The organism is Clostridium sp. MB05 (genome assembly GCF_046581255.1).
Classification (GTDB): domain Bacteria; phylum Bacillota; class Clostridia; order Clostridiales; family Clostridiaceae; genus Clostridium.
This window is the reverse complement of record NZ_CP174370.1, coordinates 1,291,922-1,312,367: the sequence shown is the minus strand read 5'-3', so window position 1 is coordinate 1,312,367 and position 20,446 is coordinate 1,291,922. Positions and strand designations below refer to the sequence as shown.

Below are 20,446 nucleotides of genomic sequence, written 5' to 3'. Positions count from 1 at the left end.
ATTATAAATATCTAAATAGTTCTTTAACTAATATTATAGAATATACTATCATTTTAATAACAACATATTTTTATTGTTATTCAATAATTTATTATTGACTTGCATATATATATGTATTATACTCTATTTATAAAGTCACTAACAATAAAAGACTAAATTACATTATATGGAGGTTTTAAAATGAAAAAATATATTATATCATTAATATCACTTATTATTTCAGCGTCATGCATTGTTTTATTTAATATTATAGGAAGTGAAGTTGCTCCAGATGGAACACTTATTGAACCTTTCTTCTTAATACCACTTTTCTATGTATTCTTAGCTATATCTATAATTTCATTTATAGTATCGTTTGTGCTTAAATTAAAAAAATCTCATTAATTATAATTTTAAAATACTTATATATAAAATTATTTTTTAGATTAGAATATAGAAAAACCTAGATATTAATAATTATTTTTTAAATTACTAATATCTAGGTTTTTTATTTATATAGCACTTTTTGATTCACTAAAAACAAATTCAAACTTATTATAATAAACATTTAATTTCTATTTTCAATATAATCATTTAAATATATAAACAGCTAAAATAAAGTAAGTCAAAAGGAGTACTTTTCATATACTAATATTGTTAATACTATCTTAATTAGGTGATTAAAATTAAACTTTATGAAGGAATAAATATAAATAAACTGCAATTGCTTGGAAGTGGAACACAAGGAAAAGTATATAAAATAAATTCAAACCAATGTATTAAAATCTTCAAAAAAAAGCAAGTATGTAAAGATGAATTATCTACTTTACTTATGGCTCAAACAAATTCGCATTTTCCAAAACTCTATTCATATGGTGAAAGGCATATTATAAGAGAATATATAGATGGAATCGAATTAGATAAATACTTATTATCAAATCCACTTACATCTGATATCTCAAATAAAATTAGTAAAGCTCAGCTTAATTGGCTTCAAGAGAAAACTTCTAACTGTAATAAAAACAAACTTCTTTTTGTTCACTCACCAGCATTTCCTACTAGTGCTCACCTTGGTCATTGTCTTGATTTATACCCTAATGATAGGAATGATTTTTTAAGAACTGTTGAGAAATGTAATATTAATATAATTTTCTCAGGACACGAACACAATTATTCAAGAAGAATTATAAGTAATACTTTTGATAGCGGATATATTTATCAAGTTATTACAGGTGGCGCTGGTGAAAAACTTCGTGATAAATATAAAAGTAAAGAAGGAGTTGTTGTTTCTCCTATTGCTGTATATCATTTTTAAGTTGTAGATGTAGATATTGATTACATTAAAGTAGCTGCTATAACCTCAAAAGGGAAAAAAATAGATGAATTTAAAATAAACAAATCTACTTAAAAAGGAGTTATTTTTAAAATAACTCCTTTAGCATAATGATTATATTAAATTATTATCCACCCAACAAATAAATTAACTATTCTTCTCTTTTTCTTTTCTTTAAAGTTACTCCTCCAGCAACAACTGCCGCAGAACCTAAAAGTAGTATTAATGAAGAAGAAACAGCTGCTCCAGTACTAGGTAATTTACCACCTTTTCCGCTGTCTTTATTTGGCTTCTTGTTATCTGAATTATTGTTTCCATTGTTACCTTGATTATTATTTCCATTATTATTGTTACCTGAATTATTTGAGTCTCCCTTTACCACTAAATTAGTTAATGCTACCTCTAAGTCTTTTTCAGCCTTAGCAATCTCCTTTTCTGTAACATCTTCATCAGCAAATACTTTCTTAGCTGGAATTAACGCCTTCTCTACATTTTTCCAACTCTTCTTAGTATATTTAGTTGAATCAAGACCTTCAGCTTTATTAATTAATCCTTCTAACTTATCTTTATTTGGTTTTAATCTTAGTTCTAAAAATGCTCTCATTAATTTGTCATAAGACTCTGCCACTTCTTTTTCCATAGCATTACTGTCATTTATTATTGCATTTGCTTCATCTAATGCAAATTGTAGCTTATCCCAAGTGCTTGCAATAAATTCGTTTTTATCTAGCTTATTAATCCTATCTACTAATGCAATTAAATGTTCCTTATCTCCTTTTTTGAAGGATAACATATGCATTGCTTTACTTAATCTATCAAAAGCTTTATCTACAGAATCTTGCCTAGCACCTAAATTTGATAATACAGCCTCGGCCTCTTCTAAGGCCTTCTTAAACTCTTCTACTACTACTGGAACAACATTTTCTAAATCTTCTTCTGTTATTTTCTTTGCTTCCTCAACTGCAATTTTTAAGTGTTCCTTAAATACATTAATATTTGCATTTTCTTTAACTATTATTTCATAAATCTTTGGAGCAGGTTTTCTTGAATCAAATTCTAATTTTACTTCAAGTATCTCTTCATTAACACTTAGAGTTGTTAATTGTTCCTCTAAACTTCCTACTTCTCTCCAATTACCCTCTGTATTCTTAACACTTATCTTTGCTTTACTTATTCTTTCTGAATCTTGTAAGAACACTATTTCTTCAACTTTAGTTGTTCTTGTCATTTTATAAACTAATGCATCACCTTCACTTACCTCATCCGCCTCAAAAGCAGTAGATAAATCTCTATCATATAATGCATCCCATCTACCTGCTGGACTTCCTGTGACTAATTCAACATAATCATCACCAAAATCCGGAACAGTTTTATTAAATTCTAATTCATATAATTGTATCCAGTATCCTGAATTTTCTCCATTAGCTTTTATTCTAATATATCTTGTCATTTTACCTTCAGCATTTTCAGTAGCTACCTTTTTCCCACCTTCATCAGTAAATTGTAAATCACCTAAGGATGTCCAATTGATACCATCTTCTGAGATTAAATATTCTGAATTTCTCATATAATCCATATTTCCAAAATATGAAGTTACATCATAAAGAGGTATTTTATTTCCAAGATCAACTTGAATATAATGGTCTTTTGATGTAGCTTTATCTGACCAATACTTAGTATCCATATTTCCATCTAAAGCTTTATCAATAGAATAACTTTGATATTGTCCTATATTTTGAGATATGCTAGGATTCGCTTTATAAACTGGTTTTGTTATTAATCTAGTTATATCAATAACCTTTGTATCTCCATTTGTACTAACTAATCTAACATAAGTTGCAGCTACATTAGAAGTAGTCTTCATTATATTATCTTCTACAATTGTCTCTGCCTTTTGCCACTCTAACCCATTTAATGAGTACTCAAGTCCTAACCCCTCATAATCACTAGCCTCAATTACAACTTCACTTAATTTAGTTGCCTTAGGAAATGCTATTCCAATATAATCATAATCTCCTAACTTTACTTCAGTTATATTTTCAATTGAATATGATCCATTTTCGAATTTTACATTAATATTATCAATTCCATCTAATGTACCTATAGCCTTAGCTTTCTCATCAACAAATATAGATTTAGAAAGAATAGTATTTGATAATCTTATAGCATCTTTTATTATTGGTTTAAGTCTCTTTTCACCTACTGCTACTACATACTCTACTTCAACTAAATTTCCATTATTATCTTCTGCTCTCTTTACCTTATAACTTTCCATTAAATCTAGTTTTTCTTTAGCTAAATTATTTTTATTTAACCAATTTTCGATTTTACCTTCTTCTGCAGCTATTAATGATTCCATTGCTGCTGCTCCTGCTTCTCCTAAAGCTTTGTATGCATCTAAGAATACTTGTGTTTCCTCAAGTAAGTTTTTATTATTTATATTACTTACAAGTTTATCGTAATCTGATATGATAAGCTTAAATTCATCTAATAATGCATTAGCTGGTTCAATTATTGATTCATTATTTGCTATACTATTGGATAAATTATTTATTTTATCTGTCAAATACCAAGACTCATCATATTCAAAAGGACCACTAGCACCACCACTATCTTTTAAATAAGAAGTATTAGATGCAAATCTCATAAATTCTTCCTTAGCCCCTGGAACAAGTTTTTCTATAGAAGTCTCCCAACTCTTCATATAATCAAATGAATCAGTATTCCATGTATAGTCAGCTATGCTATATAATGCAACCTTAGACGCCTCCGCTTGATTCATAGGATTAGAAAAGAATCCACTAACATTATCTAAATCTTTATTAAGATTGTGTAATGGAGCCATTAGAAGTCTGCTATCACAATAATCATTAACAGGATAGTTCCACCAAACCGCCATATCCTTGTCTACACCTGTTTGAATCTTAGGCCACTCAAATACATCTCTAGATACATTGGACATTGTTGCATGTCCTGTCCACATTACTTGAATATCTTCGTGTAATGTTTGCATGAATGGCTTAAAATAATTATTCATACTTGGTCCCCATGCAGAGTTATATCTAGCTGAAATAACAATCATAGGTGCAACATCACCTTTAGCCTTTACAAACTCAGTATCTATTCTATTAATCCATTCTGCTTGTTTTTTTCCATTAGTCCAGTCGTCTGTATCGTCAAATAATACTCCAAATTGGCGAACCCCTAAATCATATAATTGTTCAAACTTATTAATTAATGAATCAAAATCCTCATCTGTAAATTTCAAAGTAGCACCTGGATGTATTGTCCAACAGAAATTAAAGTTATTTTCTGCACCTGCTGCTGCAAGTTCCTTAATTTCTTGTGCCTTATCTTCTGGATATAACTTCTTCCAATCCTTCCTGTGATAAGGGTCATCCTTTGGAGCATAAATATAAGTATTCATCTTATATTCACTTGTATCCTTCATAAGGCTCATTCTATCCTCATGACTCCAAGGTATACCGTAGAACCCCTCGATAAACCCTCTAAACTCTATTTCTGGATAGTCTGAAATAACTACCTCAGCAAATTTATCATCTGAACCTTTTTCTAATATTTGTCCTAAGCTTAATACGCCATAATATGCTCCATCTTTATCTGAACCAATAATAGTTATATCCCCATTTTTATTATCATCATCACTAGTCTTAAGTACATAACCTTCTTTATTTTTTAATGCTTTATCATTTACTAAATCGTCATCTACACATTCATCACAATGATTTTTATCAGAAGTTATCACTATATTAGCCTTATTCTCATCTATATTGTCAGATACAGCATACTCTATATCATTTTTCTTTAATATTTCATCTAATTTAGTTATTGTTGACTTTTCTTGATCACCATGAACAACTACATTTACTTCACCAGTTAATGACATGCCTTCCTTTGATAAATATTTAGTTTTTTGAGGAATTGGGTAAACTATTGGCTCTTTATTATCCCCTGATTCTCCATATATAGGTGGTAATTCAATATCTTTATTTAATCCCATTATCTCTACTTCATAAATTCTTGCTGCTTTATCACTATTTTGCGTAGGCTTGTCTACTAACAATTTAACATATCTACCTTTAGTTACTGGAATTGGATTATTAGTTACAGCCTTATTATTTTTATCTACCTTTAATACCTCTTTATAGTTTTGTCCATCACTACTAACTTGTATCCTATAAGAAAGTGTATTCAACGCTGGTGATTCTGCACCTGCTTCTGCATGTTTAATTATTACATCGCTTATTGTACTTACTGTTCCTAAATCTATAGTTAAAGTATGTGTTCCATTACCTGAAGCACACCACTTAGTGTTTACATCTCCATCTATTGCAAACTTTGGTGCTTCTCCTGGAGCTACAAAACTTGATGCAGTTGCTGTTTTTCCGAGTGAAAGATTAAATTTTTCCTCTTTTGCTACATTTGAAACAGTAATCAAACCTTCTTTTACTATTTCATCCTCTCCTAATGGATTCTTTACCTTAAGAGATACTGAATATATTCCCTCTTCTGCATAAGTTACAGTTGGATTTTCTTCTGTGCTTGTTTCTATATTAGCACCTTCAAATGTCCATTCCATATCCACTGCCGATAATGAACTTGTACTTGTAAAAGTAACTTCTTCCCCTGGAGCTACAAATGTGCTTGATATCTCAAATCCTGCCACTGGATAAGGATCAAATGCTAATGCTTCATTTATAAATGCTAATGCTGTTTTTTCTGAAACCTTAGCTCCAGAATTTAATTTAGACATATTATCATTTAATATACTCTTTATTCTATAAACCTCTGATTCATTATTATTAACTAAATCAATTAACATATCTAAAGCTAATTTATCATTTTCACCTAAAAGCCTTAACTTATCCAAATTAGATTTACATCTTGATAATACCTCACTTGGTAATTCAGCCTTTAATTTATCTGCTGCATTAATCATACTATCAAACTCTTTATATAAATAATCTATTTCATAAGAAGCATCTTGTCCTTTAGCTAACTTTTTCAATAAACTATCCATATTAGCTCTTACCTCTGGTGCATCAGCTCTACCTGTAGAAGCCCATCCACCTTCCATTCTTGTAGAATGATTTGCAAAAACCTTCATTTCTTCTGCTAAATCTCCATATAACATTTCTATAGCTTTATTCCAAGCTTTATCATAATCATAAGCTTCTGTGTTCCATGAATAGGCTGCACCTGTAGCTAATGCTATTTTAGAAAATTCTGCATGCTCCATTGGGTTCATTGTAAAGAAGTCCACTTCATCTTTTAAAGCTTTATCAGCATTATATATTGGTCCTAATGCTAGTTTTTCTTTCATATAATCAGTAACAGGATAATTCCACCATACTCCCATTCTCTTACCATATATAGAATTTACAAACTGTGCATTTTCTAAATCTATTCCTTCTGAAACAACTACTGGCCCTGTCCACATAACCATTATGTCACTATCCAATGTACTAGAAAAATCTCTAGTATATGGATTTAATTCCTCAACTCTTCCCATAGAATGAGTATCATACTCTGTTGGAACTGTTATAAGTGGTTTTACATCACCTTTAACCTTAACAAACTCTTCATTAAATCTATTTAGTAAAGTGGCTTGCTTTATTCCATCCTTATTGCTGATATCATCAAATAATATTGCAAAACTTCTAACTCCCATATCATATAGTGATTGGCATTTATTAATTAATGCTTGAAAGTCTTCTTCCCCAGCATCTCCATCAAATCTAATATCTATACCTGGAGAAATTGCAAAAACAAAATCCACCTTATTTTTTTTCGAAGTTTCTATTAACTCACTCATTCTTGACATTTCACTTTCAGGGTATGGAGCTCTCCATTGTTCCCTATGATAAGGATCATCCTTTGGAGCATAAATATAAGTATTCATTTTATGCTCTCCATAAAATTCAATTTGATTTAATCTATCTTGATGAGTCCAAGGATTTCCATAAAAGCCTTCAACTATTCCTCTTGTCCTCATTTTAGGTTCATCACTTATTTTAACTTCTGTAACAGTAGTTTCCCCTCCATCACTCTCAGCTAGCTGTGTTAAAGTTTTTACCCCATAGAAAGTACCATCGCCATCCTTACCTTCTATTAATATAGTTCCACCTTTACCTTCGCTATCATCAACAGCAAGTACATACCCCTCTTCTTCTAATTCTACAGTATCTTCAATACCTAACTTTTCCTTTGCAGTATCCATATCAGCTATATCATCTTCCACTTCACCAATTATTAAAGTAGTAGAAGCTTCATCATATGTTTCATTTACTGTAATATTATTTTCAACTAAAAACTCATTTAAAATTCTTATAGCATCTTCATCGGCAACATCACTACCTTTTATATTTACAGAAGATGTTATTGTCAATACTCCATCATTTATCTCTATATTTTGTGGAACTGGATTTAAGTTAGGTAGTGTTCTTTCTACCTCTGTACTATTATTAGTCACAGCATCTATTTTGGTTACTGTTAATCCATTAATAATAAATACTGTAGCCATTGCTGTGGCTAATAATTTTCTAATCATTTTACTTTTCAAAATCAATCCCCCCATAATAAACTTTATTCTTTTAACCCAATAAACATTTTCACTTAATGCTTAATTGTACTTCATAATATTATATTGTTCATTCTCTTAATTTATTTATAAAAATTAAGAGAATTATGTCTTTTAAAAATATAAAATAGAGAGTGACATAAGTATTCTATCTATCTTATGTCACTCTTTAATGTTACTTCGTCTTATTTACTTTTTCTCTTTAATATAAATACTCCTGCTGTTGCAAGCACCGTTCCAAATAATCCTACAGTAGCTGCTGGAGTTCCACCTGTATTAGGTAATTTACCACCTTTTCCTCTGCCTTTATTTGGCTTCTTGTTACCTGAATTATTGTTGTTTCCATTATTATTGTTGTTTCCATTGTTATTATTACCTGAATTATTTGAGTCTCCCTTTTCCTCTAAATTAGCTAAAGCTAGATTTAAAGTTTTAGTTGCTGCATTTACTTCTTCTTGTGTAGCTTCTTTATCTTTTACTACTTTACTAGCACTCTTTAATTCTTTCTTAAGCATTGCTACACTTTCCTTAGTATATTTAGATAAATTCATATTCTTTACTTTATTTATTAAATCTTCAAGAGCAGATTTATCTGGAACTAATCTTAAATCAAGGTAAGATTTAAGTAAGTTATTATAAGCTGCATCTACTTCCTCTTGAGTCGCATCTTCATTTGCTAAAACCTTTTCTGCATCTTTTAATGCTTTTTCAAACTTATCCCAAGTTGACTTAATATATTTATCTTTATTTAAGCCTTCAACCTTATTTACTAAGCTTTGAAGAGCTGTCTTATTTATATTCTTCTTAACTAAAGCATCTATAGCTGTCTTTAAGTTATTTAATGCTTCATCTACTTCCTCTTGCATTGCATTTTCATCAGCTATTACCTTTTCTGCTTCTCCAAGAGCTCTTTGTAAGTTCGCCCATGAATCTGATGTATACTCTTTCTCAACTAATGCTTTTACTGAATCTGCAAGTACTTGTAATGCTTCCTTATTTCCTTGTTTAAACTCAAGCATCCATATTGAATTAACTAATCTCTTAAATGCAGCATCTACTTCTACTTCTGTTACATCATCATTTCCATAAACTTCTTTAGCTTGTGCTAAGGATTCATTGAATTCCTTAACAACAGCTGGTACTACACCTTCTAATCCACCATTAGCTACTATTTCATCAGCATAGTCTATAGCTATCTTTAATGCTGTCTTATCAACTTCTGGTTCAGGATCAACTGTTCCTTCAATAATAGTTACTGTTGTAGCTTCATCAGCCATATCAATAATCTTTCCTTCTTCATCAGAAATTTCACCATTTGTAATGTTAAATGCTATATTCTCTCCGGCAGCCTTAGCAGTAAATTCTAAGTTAACAATATCTTTATCATTTTCTATAGCTACACCCTTTGTAGCAACAACTACAGTTATAGTTCCATTATTATCTTTAGCTGAAACTATATATTTAGAATTATCAACTGATGTTGCGTTAGCAAAGTCTACTTTTTCTTTATCATAAGCTACATCAAATTGCATAGCATACATATTATCAGCAGCTAAATCTTTAACTCCTACTTTAGTATCAAATTTATTTCCAACAGTTATTTTATCTGTTGGTAAAGTAACTTTAAATCCTACTTCTGCGGGTACTTCTTCTCCACCTTTTACTATTTCAACAATTTCCTCTTCTGTTAATGCTCTATTAAATATCTTAACCTCATCTAAAGAACCCTTCATATTTCCTAAGTCAGCTAATCCTGGCTTAGCATTGGCACCAATTCTCTTAGCTGGTCCATTTATTTTTGCTGCTATTTTATCTTGTAATTGTCCATTTACATATAAAGCTGTACCTGTTCTATCACCTACAAATGATAAGTGTACCCACTCTCCCTCTGGAGCTGCATAATTAAATGTATAATCTCCTACACCAAATTGTGTAATACCTACTTTTTTGGTATTTTTCCATTGTTCAAGCTTTATTTCCCCTTCACTTCCTCCAATTAAAACTGCATTTGTCCCAGTATTTTGACCTTTATTAACCCAAAGTGTAGCAGACCAATCACCCTTTAAATCATTTATTCCTAAATCAACGTATCCAGTTCCATCGAATGAAAGTGCACTTCCATTTCTACCACTAGTCCATGTAGTTCCACCTTTTATTGTTCCTGGATATAAACCATTTTTATCATTAATTACTGTTCCTTCCGCTTCATCCATATTCCACTCAGCATTTACTGGCTCATATGGAACTTCCCATATATTAGGATCTTTAAAGTAATTTATTCCTTGATTTTTCATTCTTTCGCCATGAGCAATTAATCGTGGTTTATAAGTTTCCCATTCTGTATATTCTTTTTGTGACCAACCGATTTCAGCTAATCCTAACAACCGCGGGAAAGCCAGAAATTCAAGATTTTCAGTTTTACTTTCTCTTATAGTTTCACTCCATAATGGTGCTTCAATACCAATAATTCTATCTCTAGCACCATAATCAGTTGGATCCCATTCATATGCTTGTTTAACTGAAGTTGGACCTGCCCAACTTAGACCTAACTCAGTACTTCTATCATATTTTTGATCAATATATGCTTTATTAGCTGGAGAAACTAATTGTTTTAAATCCCCTTTGAAATTATTTCCAGTTGCGGAGCTATTATCCCAGTATTGACAAATAGCATTTTCATCACCTGTTACTACTTCATCATAACCTTGCCATCCGATTGTAGTCATATTATAGTTATGAGCTATTTGAGTTACTCTTTGACAGAATTTCTTGTAATCTTCTTTACTGGTGTTATGAGCTTCATCTCCACCAACATGAATTGTTTTAATTAATGGAGAAATTTCAGATATTTGTTTAAATACAATATCTACAAATTCATAAGTATTTTCATTATTACATTCAAATGAAGAATATCCTACATCATAATCTTTAGATGGTTTTGTATTATCCTTTGGACCAACAGGTTTTCCATCTTGAGTTGAATTTAAATAATTTAAAGAAACCAATGCAGCCCAAGTATGTCCTGGCATATCGAATTCTGGTATAACTTCAACATATCTTTCATTTGCATATTCTACAATTTCTTTAAATTCTTCTTGTGTATAATATCCACCTTTATCACCATAAACTGATGATTGGGCTCCAATTTCAACTAATTTATTAAGGTCTTCTTCTTTTTCACCAATTGTTCCTTTAATTTGAAGACGCCAACCTTGGTCATCAGTTAAATGTAAATGTAATTTGTTAATTTTATATTGAGCAGCATTATCAATATATCTCTTAACTTGATCAACACTAAAGAAGTGTCTTGCAGTATCTAGCATTGTTCCCCTATATTCATATTCTGGCTTATCATCAATTTCTGAGCATGGCATGCTCCATTCTTCACCTGTAACCACTTTACTTTTTTCAATACCTGCTGGTAGTAATTGTCTTAATGTTTGTACTGCCCTAAAAATACCTTCTGGCTTATATGCTACTACTTCAACACCATTAGTTGTAACACTTATTTTGTATCCTTCATTACCTTGCTCTTCTTCTCCACCTACAGTTGTTAAGTATATATTTCCATCTGGAACATTAGCTCCTTTCACTACATCGAATGGAAATCCTGTTGATTGGCTAAACTTATTTGAAATATACTCCCCTGTTTTAAATATTTCATCTGTTTCTTCTTCAGTGTTTCCTTGTACATAAATAGATGTATTTTCTGTTAAAATGAATTTTCCTTCTGTTTGGTAATTGCTAAGTGGCTTTGGTATAAGTGCCCTTTCAAGACTTACCTCATTATTAACATCAGTTGCCTTTGTTTCTGCAAATGATATAGTTGGAGTTAATGTAAAGAGATACACAAAACTTAATATAGTGCATATTTTAGATTTTAATTTTCCCATTTATCCTACCCCCTAAAATTCTAAACTTAAAAATTATGATACTTAGTTATAAATAAACTTTTATCTTCTAAATAATCTTTTTATTATTTCACCTCCAAACTTTATTAATTATTTAATAAATATTCACTTTCACCTCCTCTATAATCTTTTATAAACTCTATTAATTTCAACATATTATAAAAAGAGTTAGTTTTTGTACTTTTTTATTTATTATACAAACAGCTTTATCAACATTTAAAATATGATCCTTAAATTTTTTCTTATGTAATAGTCTTCTTAGGAATTTTATCTTTAATTCTACATTTGAGCATAAAAAAAAGCTCTCTTACTAAAATTGTGAGAAAGCTAATGCCCAACTGGTAACACGCAACACAAACTATTCCATTTAATTACTTTTATTCAATTATATACCATATAATCCCATCTGTAAATGTATTCACTGAATATTTTTGTATATTTATCCAAAATAAGCTTTCCTTCTAATAGTTGAGCTACATATTACTATTTATTTAAATAATCTATCCTAATCCTATTTACAAAAATTGGAATAAAAGTTAAGATAGTATTATATTATTAATAATATAGTTAATTAACGTGTTACTGAAAAGGCATGAGTTAGTTCTTTATTACCGAGGGACTAGCTCTTTTCTTTTTTAATTATATTTAACTAAATATAGCTTCAGTAAATTCTTAAAGGAGGTGTTGTCTACCATACTATTCTTTAGTTAATTAAACTTAATTTTGGGTAATACAATGAAGGAGGGATAATTAGAAGCTAAATTAATACCTTACACTTTAATAACTATACAATTCTTTACGCTTTACTTAATTCTAAGGTTATTAAACTATTTTAAATTACTAATGTATTAGATTTAAAATAAATATTTTAGGAGGAATTATTAATGAAAAAGAAGTTTATAGCTCTTATAAGTGCCATAATATTTGGAAGTATGACAATATCACAATCTGTTCAAGTTAATGCATTTATGAATGAAAATAAAAATATAATATATGAAAATATACAGTCTCAAGAAATTGACTATAATTTAGCTTTAAATAAAAAAGCTTATTCATCTGGAAATGAGACCTCATCACTATCACCTAACAAAGCCTTTGATGGAAACCGAGCATCAAGAGATTCAAGATGGTCTAGCTCTAGCTTTAATGAAAATGTAGGCGCTTGGATTTATGTTGATTTAGAAGAAGTTAAAGAATTTAAGGAATTCCATCTTTATTGGGAAGCTGCTGCAGGAAAGGAATACGACATACAAATAAGTAATGATGCAACTAATTGGGAAACAGTTTCTAGTATTACTGATGGTGCTGAAGGAAAAAAAGTTATTACTCTCGATAAGCCCGTATCTTCAAGATACGTAAGGTTGTTTATAAAAAAACATAGCCCTGCGGTTTGGAACTGTGTTTCACTATATGAATTTGAAATCTATAAAGAAACTCCACCTAAAGATATTAATGATATAGCACAAGATTTTACTACTCAACCTACTGTCTCTGAAGATGGAAAATCTATAATTTTACCTGACGCTCCAAAAGGATGTACTTTAAAGTTATATGGTACTGATAGAGCTGAAGTACTGGATTTAAACGGAAACATAACAACTCCATTAGAAGATGTTAGTGTAAACTTATTATATGAGTTAGCATATAAGGATAATGTGGAAAAAACAGCAATTACTAAAAATATAAAAATAGATATTCCTGGCAGCCATTCCCCTCAAGATGGAGAAAATGAAAAACCATTTGTTATTCCTTCATTAAGAGAATGGGCTGGGGATGATGGTCAATATACTTTAACTGACGATTCTACTATAGTTGTAAATCCTGAATTCAAAGACAAGCTTGAAAGTTCAGCAGATATTACAAAAAAAGATTTAAAAGACATTACAGGAAAAGATTTTAATGTAGAGTTTGGCTCACCATCTGAAGGTGATATCTATTTAACATTAAATGAAGAAGATTCTACTTTAGGTAAACAAGGATATGAGCTATCAATAGATGACTATATAACTATTATAGCCCCGGAACAAACAGGAGTATTTTATGGAACAAGATCTGTATTACAAATATTAAAGCAAGATGAAGGAAAAGATAATGTTCCAAAAGGTGAAGCAAGAGATTACCCTAAGTACGGAAAAAGAGGTTTTTCACTAGATGTAGCAAGAAAATACTTCCCTCTTAGCTATTTAGAGGATACAGCAAAACTTATGTCCTGGTATAAAATGAATGATTTCCAAATCCACCTTAATGACAACGCCTTCCCTTCAATGTTCGGTAATGATTGGTCTAAAGTTTATACTGGATTTAGAATAGAATCCGAAACTTATCCAGGATTAGCATCAGAAGATGGACATTATACTAAGGAAGAATTTAAAAACTTTCAAAAAGAATTTATTAATTATGGTATAAATATTATACCGGAGCTAGATACACCAGCTCACTCTTTAGCAATATCACATTATATGCCTGAAATAGCAAGTGAGAAATATGGTCCTGATCATTTAAATTTAGAAAATCCAAAAACATACGAGTTTGTAAAAAATCTATTTGATGAATATTTATCAGGAGATGACCCTGTATTTGTTGGTCCAGATGTCCATATAGGTACTGATGAATATAAAGGTGCAGATCAACCAACTAAGGAGTTATTTAGAAAATATGCTGATGATCTAATCAACCTTGTAAATGATTACGGAAAAGACCCTATGTTCTGGGGATCACTTACTGCTTTAAATGGCAAAACTCCAATAAGTAATGATGCAACTGTTGCTTGTTGGTATAATGGATATGCTGATCCTATAGAAATGTCAAAACAAGGTTATGATCTAGTAAGTATACCAGATGGTTCAGTTTATATTGTTCCAGCAGCTGGATACTATTATGACTATTTAAATACCAGTAGCCTTTATAACAATTGGGAGCCAAATAAAATTGGCAATGTAACTTTCCCATATGGATTCCCTCAACTTAAAGGTGGTATGTTTGCTCTTTGGAATGATAAGTATGGAAATGGAATTTCTAAACATGATACACATGACAGAATATTCCCAGCAGTACAAACTTTATCAGAAAAAATGTGGAGTGGTAGTGATAGTAAAATAGATTATAGCACCTTCCAAACATTAAGCCAAAATGTAGGGGAAGCTCCAAATGCTAATATATCTCATAAAATTGAAGAAGAACTTCCAAATAATGAGGTTATAGGAATTGATTTTGATAATGAACTAACAAACAAAAGTGATTTAGATGTAACTTTAGAGGGTAAAAATATAACTATGAACATGGATGGAAGAATTAGAAATTCTGTTAAATTAAATGGTGGAGAAAGTTATATCGAAACTAATATGGATTCACTAGGCTTTGGATGGACAATGTCTACATGGATTAACCCAAGTGAAAACAATAAAAATGATGCTGTAATTATGGAATCTAAGGAAGGAAAATTAAAGTTAAAGCAAGGAGACACAAATAAACTAGGTTTTTCAAAAGAAAATTATAACCATTATTTTAATTATATTGTCCCTGAAAACAAATGGACACATATAACTTTAACTGGTGATAATAAAGGAACTAGCTTATATGTAAATGGTCAATTCAAAGAAAGATTGGAAGGTAATGGAATCCCTGGTGTAGTTGGTGGTGAAGGCAGTAGATATATTCAAACATTCGTTTTACCACTTAATTATATAGGAAGTAAGACTAATTCTTTTAATGGATGTTTAGATGATTTAAAAGTTTATAATAGAGTTTTATCCAATGAAGAAATAAGCAAACTTTCAGGAATTGAAATAGAAGCTCCACAAGAAAACTTAGCTTTAAATAAGACTGCTACAGCATCATCATCAGAAGTGCCTTATTTAGGACCTAATCAAGCTGTAGATGGAGATAAAACATCCAAAAACTCTAGGTGGTCTTCAAATTATAACGATAATGAATGGTTTCAAGTTGATTTAGGAAAGGTTGAAGAAATATCTTCAGTAAAGATATTCTGGCAATCAGCATATGCAACAAAATATAAAATTTTAGTTTCTGAAGATGGAAAAAACTATACAGAAGTTTACAATAAAGAAAATGGATCAGGAGGAACAGAATCACTACTCTTTGCTCCAGTACAAGCACGATATGTTAAGTTCCAGGGTGTTAAGAGAAGTTCTGGATATGGATATTCTTTCTATGAATTTGAAGTGTATGGATCTGTAAGTAGAAAAAGTTTAGAAGATGAAATAATTAAAGCAAAAGCCTTCTTAAGTACTATAGTTGAAGGTACTGAAAATGGTCAATACCTAAAAGGTGTTAAAGATAAACTCACTGAAATTATTTCTAACTCTGAAAAAGTATACAATGATCCTATGGCTACTGAATACGATATTGCCTTCGAAGTTCAAAACTTAAAAAATGAAATATATATCCTCAATAAGTATTTAATAACTGATACAACAGGAGATGTAAATAAAGATAAGCTTATTAATATATCGGATTTAGCAATAGCTTCTAAGCATTATGGAAATGTAGATGATACAAATATTAAGAGCATTAACTCTGATATTAATTATGATGGAAAAGTAGATGATTATGATTTAAACTTTATATCAAGTAAAATATTTAAATAAAATAAAGGAACAGTGGGTAGATTTAGTTTTTCAAAAATCTACCTACTATCCCTATTTCTTTTAGTTGAAGAATTTTCCACATTGATTTTACACTTAACCGTGCTTACTAATCTCTTTATGGCATTTTATTTAATTTCATAACCTCTACTGAATCTTTAATTTCTTGTAAATTTCTTCCCATAGATGCCTCTACTATTGCAGTAAGTCCACCTTCAACTATAGCTGTATCTGCAATGATAACTTTATCTCGTAGCTCTTCATCTAAAAATTCTATAGCCATTTCTGCATTCATATAAGCACTTCCTAAATCAAATAACACAAGTACTCCATCCTCACTATAAACTTCTTTTATGCATTCGGTTATTTTCTCCATATCAGTTCCTATTCTATTGTCCTTTGTTCCCCCTGCTGTTGCTACTTTTGCTTCTGGGGCCATTTGCATTGATAGCTCCTTAATCCCTTCTGCGATATTTTTACTATGTGAAACTATAACTATACCAACCATGATTATATCCTACCTTTGCTATACTTCTTGTGAAATTGTTTTTAATATAAGATACATAGATGTAGCCCCAGCATCTTGATGTCCAATACTTCTATCACCAACATAACTTGCTCTTCCCTTAGTTGCTACTATATCCTTAGTGCTAATCATTCCTTTTTCTGCATTTTCTTGAATTTTATTTAATACTAATTTAGCTTCTATACCTTCTGCCAAAGCCTTTTTGCCTGATAGAAGTGCTGGTTCAAGAGAATCTATCATAGTTTTCTCTCCTAAAACTCCTTTGCCTCGCATCTTAATACCTTCTAGTGCCGCATCTAGCATATGAATAAAATCTTCTATTCCTATTTCAGTTTTCTTTGCTATAACCATTGATGCTTTCATAAAAGCTGTACCATATAAGGGACCTGATGCTCCACCTACATTAGATACTAAAGCCATTCCAGAAGCCTTTATTATATTGCTTATATCATCATCTTGTAATGTATCTATTTTATCAACTACTGCTGCAAATCCCTTGCTCATGTTTAATCCATGGTCACCATCACCAATTGCTGCATCTAACTCAGATAAATATAGTTTATTTTCTTCCATAACTGAATTTATCTTTCTTAATATTTCTTTTACCTTTATTCCATTTATCATAAGTATATCCTCCTATTTAAAAACTTTTAATGCTGGTGTATCTGCTTCTTCATCTAATAAACTCTTTAATTCCTTATCTAATTTTAAAATTGAAATTGAGAATCCTGCCATTTCTAGAGATGTCATATATTCACCTATAAAGGTTTTATATATTTTTATCTCTCTTTCTCCTAACATTTCATGTAGCTTTTTATTTACTATATAAAGTTCCATAAATGGTGTAGCTGCTAAACCATTAACCATAACTGCTACTTCTTCACCTTTTTCAATATCTATGTTTAAAAGTATTCTTTCCACTAACTGCTCTACTATAGAGTCAGCTGTTGAAATCTTTTCTCTATGAGTTCCTGGCTCACCATGAATACCAATTCCAATTTCAACTTCATCTTCAGCTAAATTAAAGTTTGGCTTACCAGCTGCTGGTACTATACAAGATGATATTGCCATTCCCATACTCTTAACGTTTTCAATTGTCTTCTCTGCAACTCTTTTAACCTCAGAAAGATCTCTACCTTTTTCAGCCATAGCTCCTGCAATTTTATGAACAAATACAGTGCCTGCAATTCCCCTTCTTCCAGCTGTATAAAGGCTATCCTCAACAGCAACATCATCATTCACAATTACACTAGCAACTTCTATACCTTCCATTTCCGCCATTTCCTTAGCCATATCGAAATTCATGATATCACCAGTATAATTTTTTACTACTAACAACACACCTTTGCCACTGTCAACAGCTTTAATCCCTTCATAAACTTGATCCAGAGTAGGTGATGTAAATACTTCTCCACAAACAGCCCCATCTAACATTCCATATCCAACATAGCCTGCATGAGCTGGTTCATGTCCACTTCCTCCACCAGAAATAATAGCAACTTTATTAGTAGCCTTATCCTTTCTTACTAAAACATTTCCTTCTTCTATCTTTCTTAAATACTCAGGATATGCATACTCAATACCTTTTAACATATCATTTAAAACATTACTTGGATCATTTATTACCTTTTTCATAACCACACTCTCCTCCCAAAAATATCTTTAATTATATTTAAAGCAGTAATTATGCCAAATATATTTATGATAAGATGTCTATTATCTACTTTATGAAAAGTATTTAAATCTACCTATTTATAAATTATTTGACATACTTGAATACTACTAGCTTTCACATCTATCATAGTAAAATATTATCATCTTTTACAAATTTTATCAATACATTAGGAATTATAAAGACGTAACAATGGTTTTATTTCTTTATTTAGATGATAATAATATTATTAGTTAAACCCTTATTTTACACTTCATATTCTTAGCATTACTCTTTGAATATATAAAAGAACCCCCTAAAAACTTACGGTAGTATCTTAAGTAGTTTTTTAAACTCTATTTTATTATTTTAGAACCAAAAATTTGTCACAAAATCATTTAATATTACTTGCTATATTAATGAATTTTTGGTATAATTACACAAATTTAAAATATATTAAGACACTATTATAACTAACTTAATTTTTTAAATTAATATTGGGGGATATTAATTTTTCTAAATTAAGCTTATAAAAATATTAATTTTTATTTGTGTATATTAATAGATGGTAATGGAGGTAATTTGAAATGAAAGATAAACTACTTTTAAGTCTTGCTGAGTCAACTAACTTAAATTCTATTAACAAGCAGGATGTTTTATTTGGAAACTATAGGGGATATAATATTTCAATAAATTCAATAAACTATGTATATTATATTGATTTTCCTATAAAACTTACTTCTGAATTTGGGGAAGATAAACTGAATTCTTTTCTTCATGATTTAACAACTGAATTTAAAAAACTTAATTATGCAGCATATAAACCTTCTAGCATTCAACTACAATATACCCCACAGTATAAAAAGCATCGTAATCCAGAAATAGTATTATCTATATTAAATAAGTTAATAGATTTTGCTATTATGAACAATTTAGTTACTTGCTGTAGTTCTTGTGGTGAAGGGATAGAAGTAACACCATTTTTATTAGGCTCTACTGTTATTCCTTGTTGCAAGAACTGCCAGTTAGAAATAAAAAATACAATAACTGAACAGCAAAATAATGTTCAAAACAAAGGTAATAATGTAGTTGGTGGAATTGTTGGTGGCTTTATAGGAGCATTACTCGGATCTGTTCTTTGGATAATTATATATCAAATGAATTATATAGCTGCAATCGCTGGACTAGCTATTGCTGTTTGTTGTATTAAAGGGTATCAAATGCTTGGAGGAAAACTTAATTTATTAGGTGTTATCATCACCTCTATAATTACTATCTTAATGGTTTATTTAGCTAACCACTTTTCCTTAGCTATTGATATTTACTCAGAATTTAAAATGGATTATTATATAACATTCTTTGATGCATTGAAAGCTGTTCCAGATTTCTTAGAAGAGCCTTCTATTAGAGAAGCATTTATGAAAGATTTGCTTATTGGTTATCTTCTTACTGCTATTGGTTCATTCTCTTATATTAAAAAAGCATATAGAGAAGCTAATTATAAAATAAAAGCAGAAGAAATAAATTTGTAAATTATTAATGAAAATCAAATTAATATAAGACTTTTAAATATACTGTTAGTATAAAATAATGGACACTTCCATTCTTAGCTAGATAAAATATTAATTATCTAAGAATAGGAGTGTCCATTACTTTATATAAATTTTATAAAAAAATAGCCATTATATTAGTGTTAGTCCTTGTATTTTATTTCTTCCTATAATTCCTAAGACTAAAAAAATAAGTGTTGCTAATAAAATTACTATTATTGTGGTTACCATGATATTATAATTAGTAGCTACACCAAATATTGATGTTATTGTAGTTACTATGACATTATA

General features: G+C 30.1%; 9 protein-coding genes. 4 read left to right on the top strand and 5 right to left on the bottom strand.

Annotated features, from left to right (window positions below):
* Positions 1-180 precede the first annotated feature (180 nt).
* The gene (locus ACH36K_RS06155; protein ID WP_411170073.1) at positions 181-384 is read left to right on the top strand and encodes a DUF3955 domain-containing protein; all 204 of its coding nucleotides are present in this window, start codon (positions 181-183) and stop codon (positions 382-384) included.
* Between the two features lie 271 nt (positions 385-655).
* Positions 656-1,294: a hypothetical protein gene (locus tag ACH36K_RS06150; RefSeq protein WP_411170072.1), complete on the top strand. Its 639-nt coding sequence runs from the start codon at positions 656-658 to the stop codon at positions 1,292-1,294.
* Between the two features lie 169 nt (positions 1,295-1,463).
* Here ACH36K_RS06150 and ACH36K_RS06145 read toward each other — a convergent pair whose 3' ends face one another.
* The gene (locus tag ACH36K_RS06145; protein ID WP_411170071.1) at positions 1,464-7,895 is read right to left on the bottom strand and encodes a beta-N-acetylglucosaminidase domain-containing protein; all 6,432 of its coding nucleotides are present in this window, start codon (positions 7,893-7,895) and stop codon (positions 1,464-1,466) included.
* Positions 7,896-8,098: 203 nt separating this feature from the next.
* Entirely contained in the window at positions 8,099-11,806 is a 3,708-nt protein-coding gene (locus tag ACH36K_RS06140; RefSeq protein WP_411170070.1) for a family 20 glycosylhydrolase, read from the bottom strand.
* 902 nt (positions 11,807-12,708) lie between these two features.
* Here ACH36K_RS06140 and ACH36K_RS06135 point away from each other — a divergent pair.
* Positions 12,709-16,431 carry a discoidin domain-containing protein gene (locus ACH36K_RS06135; protein ID WP_411170069.1) on the top strand — a complete coding sequence of 1,241 codons (3,723 nt, stop codon included), beginning with the start codon at positions 12,709-12,711 and terminating at the stop codon, positions 16,429-16,431.
* Between the two features lie 115 nt (positions 16,432-16,546).
* Here the strand turns inward: ACH36K_RS06135 and dhaM are convergent, their stop codons facing one another.
* The 3 genes from dhaM to dhaK are packed head-to-tail and all read right to left on the bottom strand — an operon-like array spanning position 16,547 to position 18,589.
* A complete protein-coding gene (dhaM, locus tag ACH36K_RS06130; RefSeq protein ID WP_411170068.1) occupies positions 16,547-16,936 on the bottom strand; it encodes a dihydroxyacetone kinase phosphoryl donor subunit DhaM in 390 nt (129 codons plus the stop codon).
* An 18-nt stretch (positions 16,937-16,954) separates the two neighbouring features.
* Positions 16,955-17,578, bottom strand: coding sequence for a dihydroxyacetone kinase subunit DhaL (dhaL, locus tag ACH36K_RS06125; protein WP_411170067.1), 624 nt, complete (start codon positions 17,576-17,578; stop codon positions 16,955-16,957).
* A gap of 12 nt (positions 17,579-17,590) precedes the next feature.
* Positions 17,591-18,589: a dihydroxyacetone kinase subunit DhaK gene (dhaK, locus tag ACH36K_RS06120; RefSeq protein WP_411170066.1), complete on the bottom strand. Its 999-nt coding sequence runs from the start codon at positions 18,587-18,589 to the stop codon at positions 17,591-17,593.
* A gap of 603 nt (positions 18,590-19,192) precedes the next feature.
* On the opposite strand from dhaK, the gene ACH36K_RS06115 reads away from it, so the two are divergent.
* Positions 19,193-20,137 (top strand): hypothetical protein, encoded by a 945-nt coding sequence (locus tag ACH36K_RS06115; protein WP_411170065.1) that lies wholly within the window; start codon positions 19,193-19,195, stop codon positions 20,135-20,137.
* The last annotated feature ends 309 nt before the right edge of the window (positions 20,138-20,446 follow it).